18 protein-coding genes are annotated in these 20509 nt (G+C 40.3%); 6 read left to right on the forward strand and 12 right to left on the reverse strand.

The annotated features are described in order from the left end of the window. Nucleotides 1–6 precede the first annotated feature (6 nt). From ABX891_RS10480 to ABX891_RS10490, 3 genes are all read left to right on the forward strand, one after another. Nucleotides 7–666, forward strand: a complete 660-nt coding sequence (locus ABX891_RS10480; RefSeq protein WP_354629432.1) for a glutathione S-transferase — start codon at nt 7–9, stop codon at nt 664–666. 136 nt (nt 667–802) lie between these two features. Further along, entirely contained in the window at nt 803–2065 is a 1263-nt protein-coding gene (locus tag ABX891_RS10485) for a valine--pyruvate transaminase (protein WP_354629433.1), read from the forward strand. A gap of 293 nt (nt 2066–2358) precedes the next feature. After that, nucleotides 2359–3558, forward strand: a complete 1200-nt coding sequence (locus ABX891_RS10490) for an Nramp family divalent metal transporter (RefSeq protein ID WP_354629434.1) — start codon at nt 2359–2361, stop codon at nt 3556–3558. A gap of 99 nt (nt 3559–3657) precedes the next feature. Here ABX891_RS10490 and ABX891_RS10495 read toward each other — a convergent pair whose 3' ends face one another. After that, nucleotides 3658–4110, reverse strand: coding sequence for a hypothetical protein (locus ABX891_RS10495; protein ID WP_354629435.1), 453 nt, complete (start codon nt 4108–4110; stop codon nt 3658–3660). On the opposite strand from ABX891_RS10495, the gene ABX891_RS10500 reads away from it, so the two are divergent. Continuing rightward, nucleotides 4095–5285: a PQQ-dependent sugar dehydrogenase gene (locus ABX891_RS10500; RefSeq protein ID WP_354629436.1), complete on the forward strand. Its 1191-nt coding sequence runs from the start codon at nt 4095–4097 to the stop codon at nt 5283–5285. The genes ABX891_RS10495 and ABX891_RS10500 overlap by 16 nt on opposite strands. A gap of 248 nt (nt 5286–5533) precedes the next feature. On the opposite strand, the gene ABX891_RS10505 is transcribed toward ABX891_RS10500, so the two are convergent. The 9 genes from ABX891_RS10505 to lrp all read right to left on the reverse strand — a co-directional run bounded on the left by ABX891_RS10505 (nt 5534) and on the right by lrp (nt 15034). Next, nucleotides 5534–5968, reverse strand: a complete 435-nt coding sequence (locus ABX891_RS10505; protein ID WP_354629437.1) for a hypothetical protein — start codon at nt 5966–5968, stop codon at nt 5534–5536. Between the two features lie 178 nt (nt 5969–6146). Further along, nucleotides 6147–6791, reverse strand: a complete 645-nt coding sequence (locus tag ABX891_RS10510) for a hypothetical protein (RefSeq protein ID WP_354629438.1) — start codon at nt 6789–6791, stop codon at nt 6147–6149. After that, entirely contained in the window at nt 6788–7720 is a 933-nt protein-coding gene (locus tag ABX891_RS10515; protein ID WP_354629439.1) for an MvdC/MvdD family ATP grasp protein, read from the reverse strand. Before ABX891_RS10515 ends, ABX891_RS10510 begins: the two co-directional genes overlap by 4 nt. A 539-nt stretch (nt 7721–8259) precedes the next feature. Continuing rightward, entirely contained in the window at nt 8260–9564 is a 1305-nt protein-coding gene (gene serS, locus ABX891_RS10520; RefSeq protein ID WP_354629440.1) for a serine--tRNA ligase, read from the reverse strand. Nucleotides 9565–9572: 8 nt separating this feature from the next. Further along, a complete protein-coding gene (crcB, locus tag ABX891_RS10525) occupies nt 9573–9953 on the reverse strand; it encodes a fluoride efflux transporter CrcB (RefSeq protein WP_058373537.1) in 381 nt (126 codons plus the stop codon). Beyond that, nucleotides 9946–11289: a replication-associated recombination protein A gene (locus ABX891_RS10530; protein WP_354629441.1), complete on the reverse strand. Its 1344-nt coding sequence runs from the start codon at nt 11287–11289 to the stop codon at nt 9946–9948. Before ABX891_RS10530 ends, crcB begins: the two co-directional genes overlap by 8 nt. Beyond that, nucleotides 11282–11908 carry an outer membrane lipoprotein periplasmic chaperone LolA gene (lolA, locus tag ABX891_RS10535; RefSeq protein WP_138489158.1) on the reverse strand — a complete coding sequence of 209 codons (627 nt, stop codon included), beginning with the start codon at nt 11906–11908 and terminating at the stop codon, nt 11282–11284. The genes ABX891_RS10530 and lolA overlap by 8 nt, the downstream gene beginning before the upstream one ends. Further along, a complete protein-coding gene (locus tag ABX891_RS10540) occupies nt 11905–14403 on the reverse strand; it encodes a DNA translocase FtsK (protein WP_024595504.1) in 2499 nt (832 codons plus the stop codon). The genes lolA and ABX891_RS10540 overlap by 4 nt, the downstream gene beginning before the upstream one ends. A gap of 151 nt (nt 14404–14554) precedes the next feature. Beyond that, on the reverse strand, nt 14555–15034 hold the full coding sequence (lrp, locus tag ABX891_RS10545; RefSeq protein WP_007582985.1) for a leucine-responsive transcriptional regulator Lrp: 480 nt from the start codon (nt 15032–15034) through the stop codon (nt 14555–14557). A gap of 142 nt (nt 15035–15176) precedes the next feature. On the opposite strand from lrp, the gene ald reads away from it, so the two are divergent. Next, nucleotides 15177–16298, forward strand: a complete 1122-nt coding sequence (gene ald, locus ABX891_RS10550) for an alanine dehydrogenase (RefSeq protein WP_002962982.1) — start codon at nt 15177–15179, stop codon at nt 16296–16298. A gap of 87 nt (nt 16299–16385) precedes the next feature. On the opposite strand, the gene ABX891_RS10555 is transcribed toward ald, so the two are convergent. Both ABX891_RS10555 and pssA read right to left on the reverse strand, forming a co-directional pair. Next, nucleotides 16386–17714: an IS4 family transposase gene (locus tag ABX891_RS10555; RefSeq protein ID WP_502936046.1), complete on the reverse strand. Its 1329-nt coding sequence runs from the start codon at nt 17712–17714 to the stop codon at nt 16386–16388. A 142-nt stretch (nt 17715–17856) separates the two neighbouring features. After that, on the reverse strand, nt 17857–19182 hold the full coding sequence (gene pssA, locus ABX891_RS10560) for a CDP-diacylglycerol--serine O-phosphatidyltransferase (RefSeq protein ID WP_294121085.1): 1326 nt from the start codon (nt 19180–19182) through the stop codon (nt 17857–17859). A 287-nt stretch (nt 19183–19469) separates the two neighbouring features. Here pssA and trxB point away from each other — a divergent pair, with 287 nt between their 5' ends. Further along, nucleotides 19470–20420 (forward strand): thioredoxin-disulfide reductase, encoded by a 951-nt coding sequence (gene trxB / locus ABX891_RS10565; protein WP_024595506.1) that lies wholly within the window; start codon nt 19470–19472, stop codon nt 20418–20420. Nucleotides 20421–20509 lie beyond the last annotated feature (89 nt).

The raw sequence follows: 20509 nt of genomic DNA on the forward strand, positions 1-20509 counted from the left end.
AATAAAATGACATTGCCATTATTATATTCATTACAACACTGCCCATATGCAATGCGCGCACGAATGGGTATTTTAATGGCAGAGCAACAAGTGCTTCTACGTGCTATAAAAACTAAAAATAAACCGCCGCATCTATTGCAAATATCACCTAAAGGCACTGTGCCTGTTTTATTACTGCCTAATAACCAAGTTATAGATGAAAGCCTAGATATTATGCTGTGGGCTTTAAAGCAAAACGATCCGCATAATTTACTGCTTACTCAAGACCCATTAGCACTTGAGCGCATGCTTGAGTTAATTAAACTAAACGATACGCAATTTAAACCCGTGCTCGAAAAGTATAAGTTTTATGCTCGCACAAAAGACATGGCACAAATTTATTATCAAAAAGCCTGCGAAGAGTTTATTAAGCAATTTGAAGCAAAACTAACCACGCATAAATACTTAATGGGCGATGAAAAAAGTCTAGCCGATTATGCCCTGCTGCCATTTATTAGACAGTTTGCCCGTGTAGATAAACATTGGTACTTACAAAGTGAATATACGCATGTTCGTGCATGGTTAAACGAGTTTTTACACGCCCCTATTTTCACCAAAGTCATGGCCAAATTTGATTTGTATATGGACTGCGGCGAAGAGTTTTTGTACGGCGTTAAAAAGCCTTAACTTAGCCTTTGTTTTATAAGGAATTACATTACTATAACTAGCTGTAAATCTTAGCATTGAATTATTCTCATCATCGAATTTAAACCATTTATTTACGCTATACTGCCCTCCCCATTACTAACAAACGCTATGCATTATGAACTACTCAAACTTTGGCACTAAATTTACACAACCCAACGGCATTACCCAATTAATGGAAGACTTAGGCGGGGCTAAAAACAGTAACAATCCTAATATTGTTATGCTGGGTGGCGGTAATCCCGCATTAGTACCACAAGTAAATGAGGTTTTTTTAAGTGAATTACAAAAACTCGTTGCCAGTAACAAGGTATCGCAAGTATTTGGGCTCTACGATGGCCCAACCGGTAACGACGAGTTTAGAGCAGCATTAGCTGGCCAGCTAAGTAAAGAGTACGCATGGGATATTAGTGCCGATAATGTAGCACTTGGCAATGGCAGCCAAGCTAACTTTTTTGTGTTGTTTAATATGTTGGCAGGCGAAATGCCGGATGGCAGCCATAAAAAGATTTTATTTCCCCTTGCGCCAGAGTACATAGGTTATGCCGATCAAGGTTTATCGGCTGATATGTTTGTTGCCATAAAGCCTGATATCGAAATTTTGAATACAGGCAGCACATCAAAACAGTTTAAATACGTCATTAATTTTAAAGCAGTTGAAAAAACACTAGCAAACGACAGCAGCATAAGCGCGCTGTGCGTATCACGCCCTACTAACCCAACAGGTAATGTAATTACTGATGATGAAGTAAAACACCTTGATTTACTTGCTAAGCAATATGGTATTCCACTCATTATTGATAACGCATATGGCGATCCGTTCCCAGGTTGTATTTACACCGATGCAAACCTAACGTGGAACTCAAATATTATTTTATGTATGTCACTTTCAAAACTTGGCCTACCGGGTTTACGCAGCGGTATTATAGTTGCAAACAATGAGATTATTAAAGCAATTGGCCGCGTAAACGGCAGCATGGTTTTATCGCCAAATAGTATTGGCCCAAGCTTAGTAACACGCTTAATTAACGACAACGAACTACTGCCACTGTGCCGCAACGTTGTACTGCCTTTTTATCGTAATAAAGCACAAATCGCGATTGAGTTGTTTGACGAAGTGTTTGCCGAACTGCCTGTTTATTTGCACAAAGTTGAAGGTGCATTTTTTATGTGGCTGTGGTTTAAAGATGCAAAAATAACAAGCGAGGTATTGTATCAACAACTCAAAGAGCAAGACGTGTATGTGATCCCTGGTCACAACTTTTTTATCGGCATTGACGATGATTGGGCGCACAAGCACGAGTGTATTCGTATTAACTATGCTACCGATGCAGATACCCTAAAAAAAGGCTTAGAAGCGATTAAAAGTCTAATAAAGTAAATATAATGATGCCGATATAAATATCGGCATCATTCATTTAATTCGCTTATATATTCGTTTGAAATTCATGCAAACGCACTGTATCCCCTTTAAATTTATATACAAGTTGGTATCCTACGCGCCCTTTTTTAACATATGCTTATAAAAAAGAACTCGTCAAGGAGCGACTAATGCTGCAAGGCACTTACTGTAAGTGACAGCTTTAACACAACAGGCATCGCGTATAATTATTGATTTTAAACGTAAGATGTAACTTTAAATAGCAACATGCATTAGCACTATTAAGGTCAATTATGCGATTAGGACCAGGACTACTCGTCACTGCAGCCTTCATTGGGCCAGGGACCATTACTACCGCAAGCGTGGCAGGTGCAAACTTTGGTTTTGCACTTATATGGACATTACTGTATTCAGTAGTTGCCACTATATTATTACAATCTATGGCGGCGCGCCTTGGCGTTGCCACCGGGCAAGATTTAGCTCAAGCGCTCAGAGCACATATTCAAACGCCTTTATTTAAATCTTTAGCTATATTTTTAGTCATCAGCGCCATTGGTGTGGGCAGTGCAGCTTATGAAGCGGGTAACTTAAGTGGCGCTAGCATGGGATTAATTGAAATATTCCCTCAAGTTAGCTCCCAACTATGGACACCACTTATTGCTTTTTTTAGTGCAGCTTTACTGTATAGCGGCAAACATAAAGTGGTTGAAAACGCGCTAATTTTACTCGTTATTTTAATGAGCTTAGTGTTTATCTCAACACTTGTAATGGCAGCGCCTTCACTGGGTGATGTATTTGCTGGTTTTATTCCTAGTATGCCTGAAGGCTCTATTACAACCATACTAGCTTTAGTTGGCACTACCATTGTGCCGTATAACTTATTTTTGCACTCCGGCGTACTCGCTGCTAGACACGACAGTAACAGCGACATGCAAAAAGTGATTAAACAAACAAATGTTGATACAGGCCTATCAATCACTTTAGGCGGTGTGATCACTTTAGCTATTTTATCTACAGCTTCAGTTGCATTTTATGGCACCGATGCGGGGCAAATTAGTGCTGCTAACATGGCCGTACAGCTAGAGCCATTGCTTGGCGACGCCGCTCATTACTTTTTTGCTATTGGTTTATTTGCTGCAGGTTTAACAAGTGCTATTACAGCGCCACTTGCGGGTGCTTACGCCGTGTGTGGCATGTTAGGTTGGTCAAACGATATGGGTAACGCACGTTTTAAAGGCGTTGCTATTGTTATTTTATTGTTTGGTGCTGCGGTGGCATCACTCGGTTTAGACCCTGTCGCGGTAATTATATTCGCACAAGCGGCTAACGGGTTATTACTTCCTATTGTTAGCACCTACCTTGTATGGCTGGTTAATCAAAAAGGGGTTATGGGAAACTACACTAACTCTTTGATGTTAAACCTGGTAACCCTACCCGTTTTAATCCTAATTTTTGGGCTAAGTAGCTACAAACTAATTAGTTTAATTTTTTGATTAAATTCTAAAAACCATATTTAAAGGCCGCTGTTTACAATAAACAGCGGCCTTTATTAATCACCAAATAACGTATAAGCCGTACTTATATTCACACATCTAACACGCTTTTTGGTTTTTAGTTGCTTTAAATAATTGCGAAAACGCAAAACCACCTACCGTACCTGCAAGCAGTTGAGCATAAAAACCCCAGCCTCTTGCGCCCGCTATAATATGAATATTCATAATTGATTCAATGGCAATTAACACAATAGCAAATGCCACAATGCCAGCAATAACAAATAGCTGAGTACTGTATTTTTGAACCTTTTTATTAAGCTTTGCGGTAACAAAAAAAGCGATGGCAAGTGCTACGGCAATAATAGCGCCGTAGGTAGGTAATAGGCCTAACCAATCATCAAGCGTTAAACTAGCACGATCACTAAAGCCTACCACTACACCTACATTAACTAATTGATTGACAACGTATTGGCTATGAAACAAGCTAGCAAGTGTGAATGTAAGTAACCAAGAAACTAAAAATGAGGGCAATATACGTGTTAAAAATGACATGGTTATCTCAACTTAAAATAAAGTTTTTTTCTTATATAAGCCATGCTAGCAAAGGCTTACCCCGTAAACAATGTATCTCTTTTTTTACTCTGCTTTCGCTTTTTGCGTTTTCTGTTAATGCAGGCGCTGCGTTACCAAAAAAGCAATACAGTACAAAAACCCTTGCTACACAATTACAGTCTCCGTGGAGCATGGTTGAACTAGCAAACGGTACATGGTTAATTACAGAGCGCGATGGCCACGTAGTTATAATTAAAAATAATGCGCAATCAAGAGTAAAACTAAACCTAGAGGGCTTATACCTTGCAGGCCAAGGTGGCTTACTCGATATAGTGTTATCGCCAGATTATAGCAACTCCAAAGAAGTAATTTTTACCTACGCCCAAGGCGATGCCAACGAAAACAAGCTTGTTGTTGCCAAAGCCACCTTTAATGGTACTCGTTTTTCAAAGCCGCAAATTATTTATAAAGTAGCTACCAATAAAAACACACCACAGCATTACGCTGGGCGCGCCCTTGTCCTACCCGACAATACGTTATTAGTTTCAACGGGCGATGGCTTTGACTTTAGAGAGCAAGCACAGGTTATTACCAGCCAGCTTGGTAAAATATTACGTATAAACTTAAACGGCAGTATTCCAACAGATAACCCATTTATTAACCATACAAACCCAAATGCCCATGCTGTTTACTCACTTGGCCACCGTAACCCTCAAGGCCTTGTATATGATTACGATACACAGCAAATTATTAGCCACGAACACGGCCCCGCAGGCGGCGACGAGCTAAACTACTTAACCGCAAGCACCAATTATGGCTGGCCAGTAATTACTTACGGTAGGGATTATTCGCAAGCGCGTATTTCACCTTTTACGCAATACCCAGGCATGCAAAAACCAAGTGTTAATTGGACGCCATCAATCGCCCCGTCCGGCATGGCGTATTACGGCTCTAAGCACGCCGCTTTCCCTTCACTACAAAAACATGTGTTAATTACGACTTTGGTTGATAAAAAGCTCTACGCTGTAAATTTAGCTAATGGTGAATTTACCCAGTCTCATATATTCCCAGAGGCCACAGGCCGATTAAGAGATGTGTTTGTAACCACTGAAGGTAATGTAGCAATATTAACCGATGGGAAAGATGCAAAGCTGATGTTAGTTAAATCAAATTAGTTCACAAGAGGGTTAGAGAGACTTCGCTTTTAGGGGGGGATAGCGCCTTTTAGTAAGCCGCTTTAATAGGTTTAAACACTCTGTTGGGTGGCGCCTTCGGCTTAACCAACCTACCTTTTGACGTAAGTCGGATAAGTGTCGAAGCCACGCCATCCGACAAAAGTGATGAGTTTACTAGAAACAACCCGACTTACCGCGTTATGCAGTAACCGAAAAATGTATTAAAGGTAACTACAGGAGCTTTACACCTAGTTTTTACCCGATTCTAATTTCTGTTTTAATAATTCAATAAGTTGAATATTAAGCCCGGTAATTTCACCTTCTAGCACCTTCACTTTTGCCTGCGACTCTTCATCATTTTTACTGCGTAACAATGCAGTTTCTTGCAGTAGTTTTTCAAGCTTTTCTTGTATTTCAGCAATTAGTTCATCAAGGGGGTCACCTTCAGATTGTGATGCTTGATCTACATCTTCATTACCTAATAACTTGCGAAACGCCGCTTGATTTTTATCTTCCAGACTTTTTTCCGCCCCCTCTTCAGATATATCTACTTGAACACCTTGAGCCACTCCCTTTTGCACTGTCTCTTTTTCAGAAGCGTCATCAGCCACCACCTTTAAAATTTGTTTTTTCGGGTAAGTTTCTAAAGGTTTAGACGTTATGTTAACTGACATTTTATCCATTGTAATACCCTTTATTTAATCAATTATTAGTGGCTAGAGCTCAACTATAAATATAATGTTTCGCTAACTGTTATTTATTCTTGTATATAAAAATTTTGTGCCTGTCCTATTTTACTACTACTACCTCAGTTTAAAAGTTGAGAGTCCAATTATCTTGTTATGATCGAAATATCACCGGCTAACTAAACAAGCATTTTAAATAACTGATTAAAGATATTGCTTTTGGAGATGTTGCGTATGCATTAAGTACAGATGTATAACTTATAATTATTAGTCCGATAAAAAGGCTAACAAAACCATTTCTTAGGCACTGGTATGCTACTTCATTACGAACTTGTTTTATCAAGTTAACCTTTTCTTGGCCAATGAGGGCTTTAGTTATTTCTACCCTTTCATTTCTTGATTTCAGGTATTCAAACCAGCTCCCATATCCGTACGTAGGCATCAGTTTAAAAGCAGATAAAGAAACTAAACCACCAATAAGCATGTATAAAGATGCAATGCTTAAAAAAGCTATTATTAATGGTTTTAGTTCGTGATCAGGTAATAACTTAGCAACCGTTGTTGCCGCTACTCCAATTATTGTCAGGCATAAACTTAAACCAAGATTGAATTTTGAAGTTTTATCATCGATAAGCTTTGATCTTAAGTGCTCTTCTTTTAGTCGACTCTCGACAACCACTTTATCTAAATCATAAAAGAATGAATTAGCCTGAGCTAAGTATTCATTAGCTTCAGCAAGCTTTCTTTTTTCTAAGCCATATAGATAAATAAATGGAAAAGTGGTGCTTAGAATCTGTTTAAAGAACTGTAATAATTTCATTGTGATAATGCGTCTGCAATATATGTCTCGATTTTTCTTTGTTCATTAGAAAGCCAGCCCCATTCACCTGTAGGATTAATTTCAATGAAGTAATACTCCCCATTGCTCTCAATAAAATCAATAGCTCCAAAGTTTAGACTTAGCTTCTTCATATACTTTCTACATTTCTCAATTAAATCAATAGGCAATTCAATATCTGTATATTCTATAAGCTCTCTTTTTGTGAGCCTCCAATCATCTTCTATTCCAGCGCCATTAGATGTTATTTTAACTGCAAAAATGTCATCACCAATAATTGTAACCCTAATGTCTGTCTTTTCGGTAATATATTGCTGTACAGTCAATGGAGCGCTACTAATTCGATCCTTGGTCAGTTCCGATGGTTCGACATCAGATGTGTAAGTAAACAAACAGTCATCGCCATCTCGAAGTAATACAGTGTCTAAGGATTTCACTATAACTTTGCTGTTTAATATCTTTGAATCCCTAAAGCTATTCCCAATCTCTGTATCTGGAACTTTAAATCCCACTTCTGATGCAATCATCAGTTGATAAGGTTTTGATTCTGCCGCATAAGTGCTTGCAGGCCAATTCATCCAATATGAATCTTCAAAAACCATTAAACCTCTTAAAAAGGCTGACCATTGTGATCTAGATAGCTGCTCTTCAAGGCTTAATGCATCGCCAGGAGTATTTCTTAAAAATACTGCTTGTCGAAACCAAATTGACTTCACATTTATTATTGTTCTATTTACCCCATCACCTGCAATATGGAGTTCTTTTGTCACTGGATTTAATTTTATTTCATAATTGTGGAGAGTCTCTTTGTTGATTCGTAAGTAATCAGTATTTCTTTTTTCTAACTCTTGAATAACCAGATCTACTGAAAAGTCGTAAATACTAGATAATATAAGGCATGTTCCAATCATTCTCCTTTCTGATCCTCACCTGTTTCCATATCACACTTTTTAGTTGCCTGTGTTCCGAACTTCGACGAATGGCTCACTAATGGTTTATTTTCATACATCCATATTCCTCTAGTGTGATCAAATTCACTACCCTCAGGCATATCAGGTGTTTGTTGAAAAGGTTTTCTTTTAGCGAACTCTATTAACAGATGATTTTGCACAACTTATCCTTTTGAACATACAACTTTGTCTACGACATTTGTCATTTTATAAACCGACAAATGTCCATACATTACAATTAATCTAATGTAACCAGCAAATAAGCACATGTAAACAATTAGTTAGCTGTCATCTGAATTTACTGGATGCAGAAAAACCCCAAAATGGTGGAGAGCAGTAATATTGGACAAAAAAGTAATGCACTAATAAATAACAAAACATAGACTTTTTCCTTCGCCTTTTAGCTGTTACCTTTAAACTAAAAAAAGCCGCTGTTTATTACAAACAGCGGCTTTTCTCTTAAAGCTCATAAGCCTAAAACTTGGCTTAAAACTTACGTTTTATTGCTTACCAATCACTTCAAGGCCACCCATGTATGGGCGTAAAACTTCTGGTACTACAACTGAACCATCGGCTTGTTGGTAGTTTTCTAGTATGGCTACTAGTGTACGGCCAACGGCTAAGCCTGAACCATTTAGTGTATGTAGTAACTCTGGCTTTTTAACACCTTCACGGCGAAAACGTGCTTGCATTCTACGAGCCTGAAAATCTACCATATTTGAACATGATGAAATTTCGCGGTAGGTGTTTTGCGCTGGTAACCATACTTCTAAGTCGTAGGTTTTAGCTGAGCCAAAGCCCATATCACCCATACATAAAATTACTTTACGGTACGGTAGTTCAAGCTCTTGTAGTATTTGCTCCGCATGACCTGTTAACTCTTCAAGTGTTGCCATTGAGTCTTCTGGTTTTACAAGCTGTACAAGTTCTACTTTATCAAACTGGTGCTGGCGAATTAAGCCGCGAGTGTCGCGACCATAGCTGCCGGCTTCACTTCTAAAACATGGCGTGTGCGCGGTTAAACGAATTGGCAAATCGCTTTCGTCGTAAATTTCATCGCGTGCACTGTTAGTAAGCGGTACTTCAGCTGTAGGAATTAAGCTAAAGCCGGCTTGTTGTTCGCCATCGTCGTTTACAAGGCCTAGCGTGTGGAATAAATCGCCCGCAAACTTAGGTAATTGGCTAGTACCGTATAGACTTGCGCTATTTACTAGGTACGGTACGTACATTTCTGTGTAACCGTTTTTGTCTGTGTGGGTGTCTAGCATGTATTGCGTTAATGCACGATGCATACGCGCTACTTGGCCGCGCATTACAGTAAAGCGTGCGCCACTAATTTTAACGCCCATTTCAAAGTCTAAGCCGTTTAAGTCTTGGCCTACATCAACGTGATCTTTCACGTCAAAATCAAACTTTTTAGGTGTGCCCCACGTGAGTATTTCAACGTTGTCGTCTTCGTCTTTACCTGCAGGTACTGATTCGTCTGGCAAGTTTGGAATTGCTAAGGCAATGTCGTTAATTGCGGCTAATACTACATCTTGCTGCGCTTTTGCTGCGTCTAGCTCGCTACCTAAGTTAGCAACTGCATCTAGTAGCGGTTGAGCGTCTTCGCCTTTGGCTTTAGCTTGCCCAATTGCTTTTGCGCTTGCATTACGCTGACTTTGAAGTTCTTGCGTTTTTACTTGTAATGTTTTGCGTTTTTCTTCAAGTGCCGTGACCGTCGCTACATCGAGTTCGTAACCGCGAGCCGCTAAGCGTGCTGCAGTTTGTTCGATATCTTGACGTAAAAATTTAGAATCTAACATGTTAGTTTTTAACCTTTTTGCATTACTAGCTGAAGGCCCAGCCAAGCCATAAAAATACACACCATCACGTTTAAGATGATATTGAGGGCCATTTTAATAAAGTGACCTTGTTGTAACAACAACAGCGAATCCATTGAAAATGTTGAAAAGGTGGTTAATGCACCTAAAAAGCCAATCCCGATAAGGGCTTTAGCGGGGCTTGCGGCGATAATTTCTTTATCTATTAAACCGTACAAAATGCCCATCAACAATGAACCCAGAATATTAACCGCCAACGTGCCAAAAGGGAATCCCCTACCGAGGAGTTTTAGCATGCTTTCGCTAATAAAAAACCGTAAACACGCCCCTGAAGCTCCGCCAAGGGCGATCATCATATAAAGTTTAATCATTTTCGTATCGTTTAAGTGGGCTTTGCGCATCGCGCTCTTTTAGGTAATCGAGTTTTTGTTTAATTTTTTGCTCAAGTCCGCGCTCGCTCGGTAAGTAATATTCTTTGCCGTTCATTTCTGGTGGTAAGTATTTTTCACCTGCGGCAAATGCGCCTTCTTCATTATGCGCATAACGATACTCAGCGCCATACCCTAAGTCTTTCATTAAGTTGGTTGGCGCATTGCGTAAATGCTCTGGTACTGGGTAACTTGGCTCGTTTTTGGCATCTGCTTTGGCTTGATTAAACGCCATATACACCGCATTACTTTTAGGTGCGCTGGCTAAATACAGTGTGGCTTGTGCTATTGCACGTTCGCCCTCACTTGGGCCAACACGTTGAAATATATCCCACGCGTTTAAAGCCACTTCCATCGCACGCGGATCGGCGTTACCAATGTCTTCTGTAGCTATGGCAAGTAAACGCCTTGCCACATACAAAGGGTCGCCGCCACCGGCTAAAATTCGGCAATACCAATACAGCGCACCATCGGGTGAGCTACCACGTACTGATTTGTGAAAGGCTGATATTAAATCGTAAAATTCATCGCCGCCTTTATCGTATTTGGCTAAATGCGTTGGTAACACTTGGCTAAGTACGTGCTCGTCTACGTTGTATTGACCGTTTTGCTCGGTTGTTAAATCAACTGCTTGTTCAAGTAAATTAAGTACTTTACGCGCATCGCCGTCACTTGCTTGGCATAATGCCTTTTTAGCGTTATCGGCAATAGTGATGTGTTTTTGACTTAGCTGCTCGTCTTGTTTAAGTGCGCGCTCTATTACAGTGTATAAGTCGGTATCGGCAAGCGATTTTAAAACATACACGCGCGCACGCGACAATATAGCGTTGTTAAGTGCAAACGATGGGTTTTCGGTGGTTGCACCTACAAATATAAAGGTGCCGTCTTCTATGTGCGGTAAAAACGCATCTTGTTGGGATTTATTAAAGCGGTGAACCTCGTCAACAAACATAAGGGTGCGTTGGCCACGGCTTTCTAGGTTGTCCCGCGCTTGCGTTACGCTGTCGCGTATATCTTTTACGCCTGCAGTTACCGCCGACATTTGAATAAGTGAGGCATCAGCATGGTTGGCAATTATTTGCGCAAGTGTTGTTTTACCCACACCAGGCGGGCCCCATAGAATCAAACTATGGCATCGCCCCGCGACAATGGCTTGATGCAGTGGTTTATCACCGCTTAATAAGTGCTGCTGACCAATGTATTCATCAAGCGTTGTAGGGCGCATACGCGCAGCAAGTGGGCGTACATCGGGCCCAAAATTAAAACCTAAATTACTCACCGTTACTCTGATCGTCTATTTCAACACCTTCAGGAGGCGTAAATTCAAAAGTGCTTTGATCAAGCGGCGTATTAACTTGGGCATTGTTAAACGTAAATGACGACAGCTGCCCTGAGTTATCAGTTACCACTAGTTTAGCAAGCCCTTGCTCGTTACCCGCAAATGCTATATCAAGTTGTTCTACTTGGCTTTCTACGCCTTTATTTGGCGTTACGCTAAAGCCTGTACTTGTTGCAAGTACGCTGTATTTTTCCCACTGTGCTGGGTCTTTTGATGTCAGTAGCACAAATGGTGTTGAGTCGATTAGGCTGCTGGTTTTCATAATTGTTACTTGCTCAGCAAAGCTGTCGAAGTAATATGTTTTATCACCGTTTGATACAAATAACGTATCGTCTGGATTAGTTTGCTGCCAGCGAATCATCATAGGCTGTTGGAGCGCTATTGTGCCCTCGCCTTGCATAACTGCTTGGCCTTCTTTGTCTGTTACTTGTTGTGCAAACTGCGCTTTAAAGCTTTTTAAAGTGGCAAGTCTGTCTTGTAATGCTTGGCTGTCGTCAGCAAAGCTTGGTGCGGCAAGTACGCTGCCTAACACTAATAATAAGGCATTAACTTTTTTCATGAATTTGCTCCATTAGGTACTAATACATCGCGAGCACCGTTATGACCTGGTGAACTCACGATACCCGATGTTTCCATTTGTTCTACTAAACGTGCTGCGCGGTTATAGCCAACACGTAATTTACGTTGCACTGACGATACAGATACTTTGCCGGTTTCAATTACAAACGACACAGCTTCGTCGTATAACGGATCAGATTCTTCATCTGCATTTTCGCTAGCTTCACCCGGTAATAAAATATCTTCAGTGGCATCGCCATTGAGTATTTCGTCAATGTAATTTGGTTTAGCACGTGCTTTCCAATCGTTTACTACGGCGTGTACTTCATGGTCGTCTACAAACGCGCCATGCACACGCTCTGGTACGCTAGTGCCTGGCGGTAAATAAAGCATGTCGCCCATGCCTAGTAAGTTTTCTGCACCTTGTTGGTCAAGTATTGTCCGTGAATCTATTTTGCTCGATACCTGAAACGCCATACGTGTTGGAATATTAGCTTTAATTAAGCCGGTAATTACATCAACTGACGGGCGCTGCGTAGCAAGCACTAAGTGAATCCCTGCCGCACGTGCTTTTTGAGCAATACGTGCAATTAGCTCTTCTACTTTTTTACCTACAATCATCATCATGTCGGCAAATTCGTCTATTACTACAACGATACTTGGTAATTTACCTAGCTCGTCGGGGCCTTCTTTCATGCCATCGGTGTCTTTAAATAATGGATCAAGAATCGGGTAACCCGCTTCATTGGCTTCAAGCACTTTTTGGTTGTAACCTTTTAAGTTACGCACACCCAATGCTGACATTAATTTATAACGACGTTCCATTTCGCCTACACACCAACGCAGTGCGTTAGCGGCTTCTTTCATGTCGGTAACTACTTCACACAATAAATGCGGAATGCCTTCATATACTGAAAGCTCAAGCATTTTAGGGTCAATCATGATCATACGTACATCATCAGGACCCGATTTGTATAGCAAGCTTACTATCATGACATTAACGCCCACTGATTTACCTGAACCGGTTGTACCGGCTACCAATAAATGTGGCATTTTACCTAAGTCAGCACATACCGGCTGACCAGCAATGTCTTTACCAAGCACCATAGTAAGTGGCGACGGATTTTGCTCAAATTTAGGGGCGTTTATAACTTCTGATAAACGAACTATTTCACGGTGTTTATTTGGAAGCTCAATACCAACATAGGTTTTACCTGGAATAACTTCTACAACACGTACACTAATTGCCGAAAGCGAACGGGCTAAATCTTTAGCTAAGCCTGTAATTTTAGACACCTTTATACCTGGCGCTAAATCTAGCTCAAAACGCGTAACAACGGGGCCTGGGTATACCGCTACTACGGTTGCTTGTACATTAAAGTCGAGAAGTTTTGTCTCTACTAGGCGCGATACGCTATCAAGCTCTTCTTGCGAAATTGGGTTTTTAGCTTTATCCGGTCTGTCGAGTAAATCGAGCGATGGTAATGGCCCCGGTGGTGGCTCTTGCGTTAATAATTGCTCAAACTTTTCTTTTGCCGTTGGTGGTGGTTGATATTGCGCTTTTGGTTTAGGCATTGGTCTTGCTGGCGATACCACCGTTGTAACTGGTTTTTCAGGCTCCACAACTGGGCTTTGATCAAGCGCATTTAATGCAGCAGCCGTGTCCATTGGTTCGTCATCTATTGCGCTAAAGCCAATTTCTTGATCGAGTATATCGTCAAGTTCATCAAACGGCATAAAGTCATCACTAATTTGTGGTTCACTAAATGGTGTTTGAGGCTTATCTATTGCTTTTTGTTTATCTGCTTTTTTAGCTGATGTAGGCAGCTCTATTTGCTCTTTTATATCGTCTTCAAAATGGGCGTCTGCTTCATCGTTATTATTTACTTTACCTGCAGTGTGTTCTCGGTGCATCCAGCCTTTTGCATACGATACAACATAGCGATAAAGCCTAACCATTAAATCGCCAAGGTAATCTACAAAATCAACCCACGATACTCCCGTCAATAAGGTAAGCCCTGCAAAAAAGAAACACAGCAATAATATAGATGTACCGGTAAAGTTAAACGCAGGCATCATGGCTGATGCAATAACATCGCCCACTACTCCACCCGATGAAAAGTTATAAATATCGTCGAAATTAATACTACTAATGGCGGTAGCTGAGGTAATAAATAAAGCAAAACCAATAACACGCAGCGCTAAGGTAGTGTAATCAAGCTGTAAAATGCGGTGAGGTTGTTTAAATAGCAAGTAGCCAAATAGCTGAATGGCCGCAGGCACTAAGTAAGCCAACCAACCAAAGGTGAGTAATAAAATGTCGGCTATCCATGCACCGGCTGCTCCTGTGATGTTGCTTACTTCGCTAAAACTAGTTTGCGACCATGCAGCATCTGCTGGATCAAAGCTGATCAAGGCACATAAAATAAATATTGCCGTAAAGGTACTGATAATCAGCCCTGTTTCTAATAGTCTTTGCACACCGTTTAGGCGCATAGTTCCCTATTCCTCTTTATTATTCTATTTTTATTCACACTTACTTAGCAGTGAAATACCTTAGCAGGAAATGCAATTTGTTGCACTTTATCTTAACCTTGATGGCCTGATTATGAACAAGTTTTTATAATTTGAGCTTATATAAATAACCTTAAGTAATATAAGGGCGAATAATTACGCCTTCTTCACCTTTTACTTCTTCCATTACTACATAAGTTCGGCTTTCACTTACATTTGGCAGTTTCAATAGTATGTCGCCTAATACGCCACGGTATTCTGACATATCGTTTACGCGCGTTTTAAGTAAAAAATCAAAATTACCCGATACTAAATGACATTCGATAATTTCTTCGTGCTTTTTAACCGCAGCACTAAACTCATCAAATACGTCGGGAGATGTTTTAGTAATCGTTACTTCTACATACACCGATAAACCTTGCCCAAGTTTAGCGGGATCGACCACCGCTTTATAGCCAAGTATGTAACCTTCTCGTTCTAGCTTTTTTACTCGCTCCAAGCAGGGCGTGGCGCTTAGGCCAACTCGTCTGGCCAGTTCTACATTCGACAAGCGTCCATCGTGTTGTAATTCCATTAAAATTTTACGGTCAATTCTATCTAATAATTGATGCATAGTACCAACAAGTTTTTTATGCTGTTTATTTTTATTATCTAGATGATAACACTAGATTTGAGTTTAAAAAAGGTGAGACACACGGGCTTATGATGAATATAATAGTGGAAAATGTTAATCCGTTCTTAATAAGGTAAATGATATGATTATTGGTGTTCCTAAAGAAATTAAAAACCATGAATACCGTGTAGGTATGGTTCCTGCAAGTGTTCGTGAATTAGTAAACCACGGTCACCAAGTGATTGTAGAAACTGATGCAGGCATGGGCATTGGTTTTACTAACGAAGATTACACACAAGCGGGTGCTGAAATTTTAGCAACTGCTGCTGATGTTTTTGCTAAAGCAGACATGATTGTAAAAGTAAAAGAGCCGCAAGCTGTTGAACGTGCAATGCTACGTGAAGACCAAATTCTTTTCACTTACTTACACCTTGCACCTGATCTTCCACAAACTGAAGACCTTGTAAAAAGCAAAGCTATTTGTATTGCATACGAAACTGTAACTGACTCACGCGGTGGTTTACCGCTTCTTGCTCCTATGAGCGAAGTTGCTGGTCGTATGTCTATTCAAGCTGGTGCACAAGCGCTAGAAAAATCTAACCACGGTCGTGGCATGCTACTAGGTGGCGTACCAGGCGTTGAAGCTGCTAAAGTTGTTGTAATTGGCGGCGGCATGGTTGGTCGTAGCGCAGCTCAAATGGCTGTTGGCCTTGGTGCTGAAGTTGTCGTTCTTGATCGTAACATCGACGTATTACGTGCACTAGACGCGCAATTTGGTAATAAAGTTAAAGCTATTTACTCAACTGCTGATGCACTAGAAAAACACGTATTAGAAGCTGATTTAGTAATCGGTGGTGTACTAATCCCTGGTGCAGCTGCACCTAAACTAGTAACTGCTGAGCACATTAAAGCAATGAAACCTGGTTCTGCAATTGTTGACGTTGCAATCGACCAAGGTGGCTGTATTGCTACTTCTAAAGCAACGACGCATGCTGATCCAACTTTCATCGTTGATGAAGTTGTTCACTACTGTGTTGCTAACATGCCAGGTGCTGTTCCACGCACATCTACGTTTGCACTTAACAATGCAACATTGCCTTTCATCATTAACCTTGCAAACAAAGGTTATAAAAAGGCGCTACTAGATGACGCTCACTTCTTAAAAGGCTTAAACGTAATTAAAGGCCAAGTAACTTACAAAGAAGTAGCTGAAGCGTTCAACATGGAATATGTTGACCCACGCACAGCGGTAGAAAACGCATAATTTAGCGTTTTGTAGTTAGGTTGGTATTAAGTAATGTAGCAACCTAACTACAACCCATAAAAAAGCAGCTAATTAGCTTAATGCCAGTCAGTTAAGCTGACTGACATTTTTCTTTTTATGGGGATACTTAGATGGTTTTGGCTTAACCCATCGGGGATATCTTCTATCCTCTCGTCTAGCTGGAAGCTTAAATAAGACCAGTGTATCGAGTAAGTGCTGCCAGTGTATTGGAATGTTCCCTGGGCTCATTATAGATACTGACGAGAAATACTGAATGACAGCCATCGAACTGCTAGAGAAACTAAGCTGGTTAGGCCATATCCCTGTAACTGTCGCCGCCATCGTCATTATTCTTCGTATTAAATTATAGGCGAGTAACACGCCCCATAGCTCCTGACGCACCATGTCTGGACGCTTGCTTCTTAAATGGTATGCGCTATCAAGCATGGTTTGTTTGATTTCTCTAAACCCAAGTTCTATCTCCCAACGATGACAATATAATTCAACAATTTCATTACCTGGATAACACAATCTATCCGTCATCGAGGTTAATATACGGTAGCTTTTGCCCTTTATTGTTTTACTGATTAATCTCGCTTTAATCGTTTCAGGAACATCGGGAAAGTTTTTTTGTGCATGCTTTGTTGTTTTCAATTCAATGATATGGTCATTTTTACCCGCGCTGGAGATGATTTCATACTGTAAGTCGGGCCTTGCTGGTATCAGCCAGTGCCTCATCTTCCCAGTTTGGTGCCAACGATTTAACAGGCCTAAAGAATAATATCCTTTATCAAACATAGTCAGCGAATTATCTGGTGTACGTTCAATTAAACGCTCAGCTAATTTCATCTCGTTGGTTTTATAGTTATCAAACTCGCTACTGAGCAGTTGATGGCTGGTCAATTCCATATGACAGACCATGCGTATTTGAGGAAAGGCTGTATCACCGTATTGGTTGCTACCTGAAGAGAAGGCTTTACGATTATCAGGCGTGTCGGCTGTTCGCCACACAACACCGTCAACAGCTAATAGGTTCAAACCATTCCATGTTTCGAATGACTGTTGCTTATACATTGATTGAGCAGATTTATTGAAAACGTGTTTAACGGAATCATCACCTAACCTTTGTCTCGCCTGTACCATCGCACTTGGAGCAACGAGTTGGTTCTTGCCAGGTAACATGATATCTAGCTTATTAGCGATATTCCAAACTGATTCTTTTCGAAACAATGCCATGCCAATAACTGACCACAAAACGGCTTCAAGCGGTAATCTTCGCTTACGAACGGTTGCAATCCCTGCTTGTTGAAAGCCTTGTTCAATGATTTCAGGGTCAAGAATTTCTGATAATTTTTCAAAGGTATGGTATCGGCTGCTTTCTTCAAGTGTTGCTTGCAGTGCTTGTTCTATATTCACAAAAAAAATCCGTAGTTAGTTTCCTAACTACGGATTTTGCATGATCGTTTGGATCGGTCAACCGGTCATTTTCTTAACTGATCGGCATTAAGCTAATTAGCTGCTTTTTTTGTATTTAAATTTCAGATTTATATAAACTTATTTAGATAAAACGCTTAATTATAAAATCTACTTTTACGCGCTTAGCTTGGCCAAGTAGTTTTTTAACTGGCTGCGGGTAATCATCCATTGTTTCTAAATCATCTGGGCCTGTTAAACGGCGGCAGTGTTGTAAAATTTCCTGCTTTTCGTTATCAATAGCACCCATAATTGTTTGCTCTGGATCTTCTATTAAAATACCGTTTTCGATATCAAGACCCCATGCACGCGGATTTAAGTTATGCCCACTCAGTAAATGTTTTGTTCTATCTGAGCAAATACCTTTTAAATGAAACGAATTACTTTCATCTTTCCACAGGTACACATTTAAATTACCGTTATCGATGTGGCGTTTTTGCGTTTTTACAAACTTATGCAAAATAGTTTCGTATAAATAAGGCAACGCCCCTATTTTACTAAACGGCTCGCTTGGCGGTAAATAAAAGTCATTGGCTGTTTTATCCCCCACCACAATAGTAACTTGCTTACCTTGCTTTAATAATCGGCGCAGTGATCGCATAAGTGGCGCCGGAAAATTAAAGTATGGCGTATACAACACAAGCTCTTGCTCTGTGGTATCAAATAACGCTTTTATTAAACGATTTAATTCGTTATTACGACGACCAAGCCCTAAAAACAAACGAATACCTAATGCTTGCGTATTCAGTTGCTCTGCTGCGTTGTAACTTGCAACTTTTAAATCACGCATTAATTGCTTTTGATCAAGCTTGAAGTCGTGTAAACGCTTAAGCGGTCGTGTGTCTATTCGTGGCACAGCAACGGAGCTAATTAGCTTTGTCTCAATAAAATCAACCACTGAGTCACACAGTTCGCTCTGCGTTATTAAAAAGTAACGATCGAGTCTGTAACGCTCGTTATACTGCAAATACACGTTGTTTAAGCTTGCGCCGCTGTAAAGTAAGGTATCGTCAATGACAAAACCCTTTAAATGTAATACGCCGAATAATTCTTTAGCTTTTACAGGTACGCCATAAACTTGTACGTTCGATTTAAACTTTTCTAAATCGTCACAGTATAAACTTGCGTTACCATCAGACTTCTCTGCACCAATTAAACCACGTTGCGCACGATGAAAATCCACCAGCACTTTTACATCAAGCGCAGGGTTCTCTAATGATACTCGATGCAGGGCTTCTAAAATCTCGCGGCCTGCTTCGTCATCCTGTAAATAAAGCGCTGTGATATAAATTCGTTTTTTTGCATTAGCGATCAAACGTAGCAATTGCGTTCGGTAATCTTGCGCATTGGTTAAGACGTTAACGTCTTTTGAAGTCAACCCGAATGCGGGTTTTTCCTGCCAAAATAACATAGTTGCCTATTTGCTTAGGTCACATAATCTATCAGTGACAAATAAAATTAGGTAAAACATAACAAAAAAAATCAAAGGGGTCATGAATTAACGCTGTTTTGTTGCCTGTTAGTCTATTTATTGAGCTACTTAGGTGTTTTAACTGTAAAAGTACTGAGCTCTAGTACACAATACTGCACAGCTTTTCGATTTGCGAAAAAAAATAATCGCGGATTTTGTTTACATCCGCCTTGATTTTCTTAGAATCGAGCGCATTAAAGACCGTATTAAACGTTTAGGAAAAAATAATGACTGAAGCAAAACATTGTAAGCTACTAATTTTAGGCTCTGGCCCAGCTGGTTATACTGCCGCAGTATATGCAGCACGTGCAAATTTAAACCCTGTTTTAATTACAGGCATTCAACAAGGTGGCCAATTAACAACCACGACTGAAGTTGAAAACTGGCCTGGTGATGCACACGGTTTAACGGGCCCTGCATTAATGGATCGTATGAAAGAGCACGCTGAGCGCTTTGAAACTGAAATCATATTCGATCACATCAATAAAGTAGATGTATCTAAGCGCCCTTTCACACTAACTGGCGACCAAGGTACTTACACATGTGATGCGTTAATCATTGCAACAGGTGCTTCTGCTAAATACTTAGGCTTAGAGTCTGAAACCAATTTCCAAGGCCGTGGCGTTTCAGCCTGTGCTACATGTGATGGCTTTTTCTATAAAGGTCAGAAAGTAGCGGTTGTTGGTGGTGGTAATACAGCGGTTGAAGAAGCGCTATACTTATCTAACATTGCTGACGAAGTACATGTTATTCACCGCCGTGATAGTTTCCGTAGTGAAAAAATACTTGCAGACCGCCTTGCTGAAAAAGCAGCTAACGGTAACGTTGTTTTACATTACAACCGTACGCTTGACGAAGTATTAGGCGACCAAATGGGCGTAACTGGCATTCGTATTAAAGATGCACAGTCTGATGCAACAGAAGAGCTAGATTTAGCCGGTGTATTTATTGCTATTGGTCATAAGCCAAATACAGATATGTTTGTTGGTCAACTAGAAATGAAAGACGGCTACTTAGTTGTAGAGTCTGGATTGAATGGTAACGCAACTCAAACAAGTGTAGAGGGCGTTTTTGCTGCAGGTGATGTGTCTGACCACATTTACCGTCAAGCAATCACATCAGCGGGTACAGGCTGTATGGCTGCCCTTGATGCAGAACGTTTCTTAGATAATTTATAAGCAATTAAATAAATTATAATAGGGCTGATTATTCAGCCCTTTTTTTATGTCTAAAATATAGTTACACTTTTACGATCAATTATAAAATA

This window comes from Pseudoalteromonas sp. NCIMB 1079, assembly GCF_040567695.1.
Taxonomy (GTDB): Bacteria; Pseudomonadota; Gammaproteobacteria; order Enterobacterales; family Alteromonadaceae; genus Pseudoalteromonas; species Pseudoalteromonas distincta.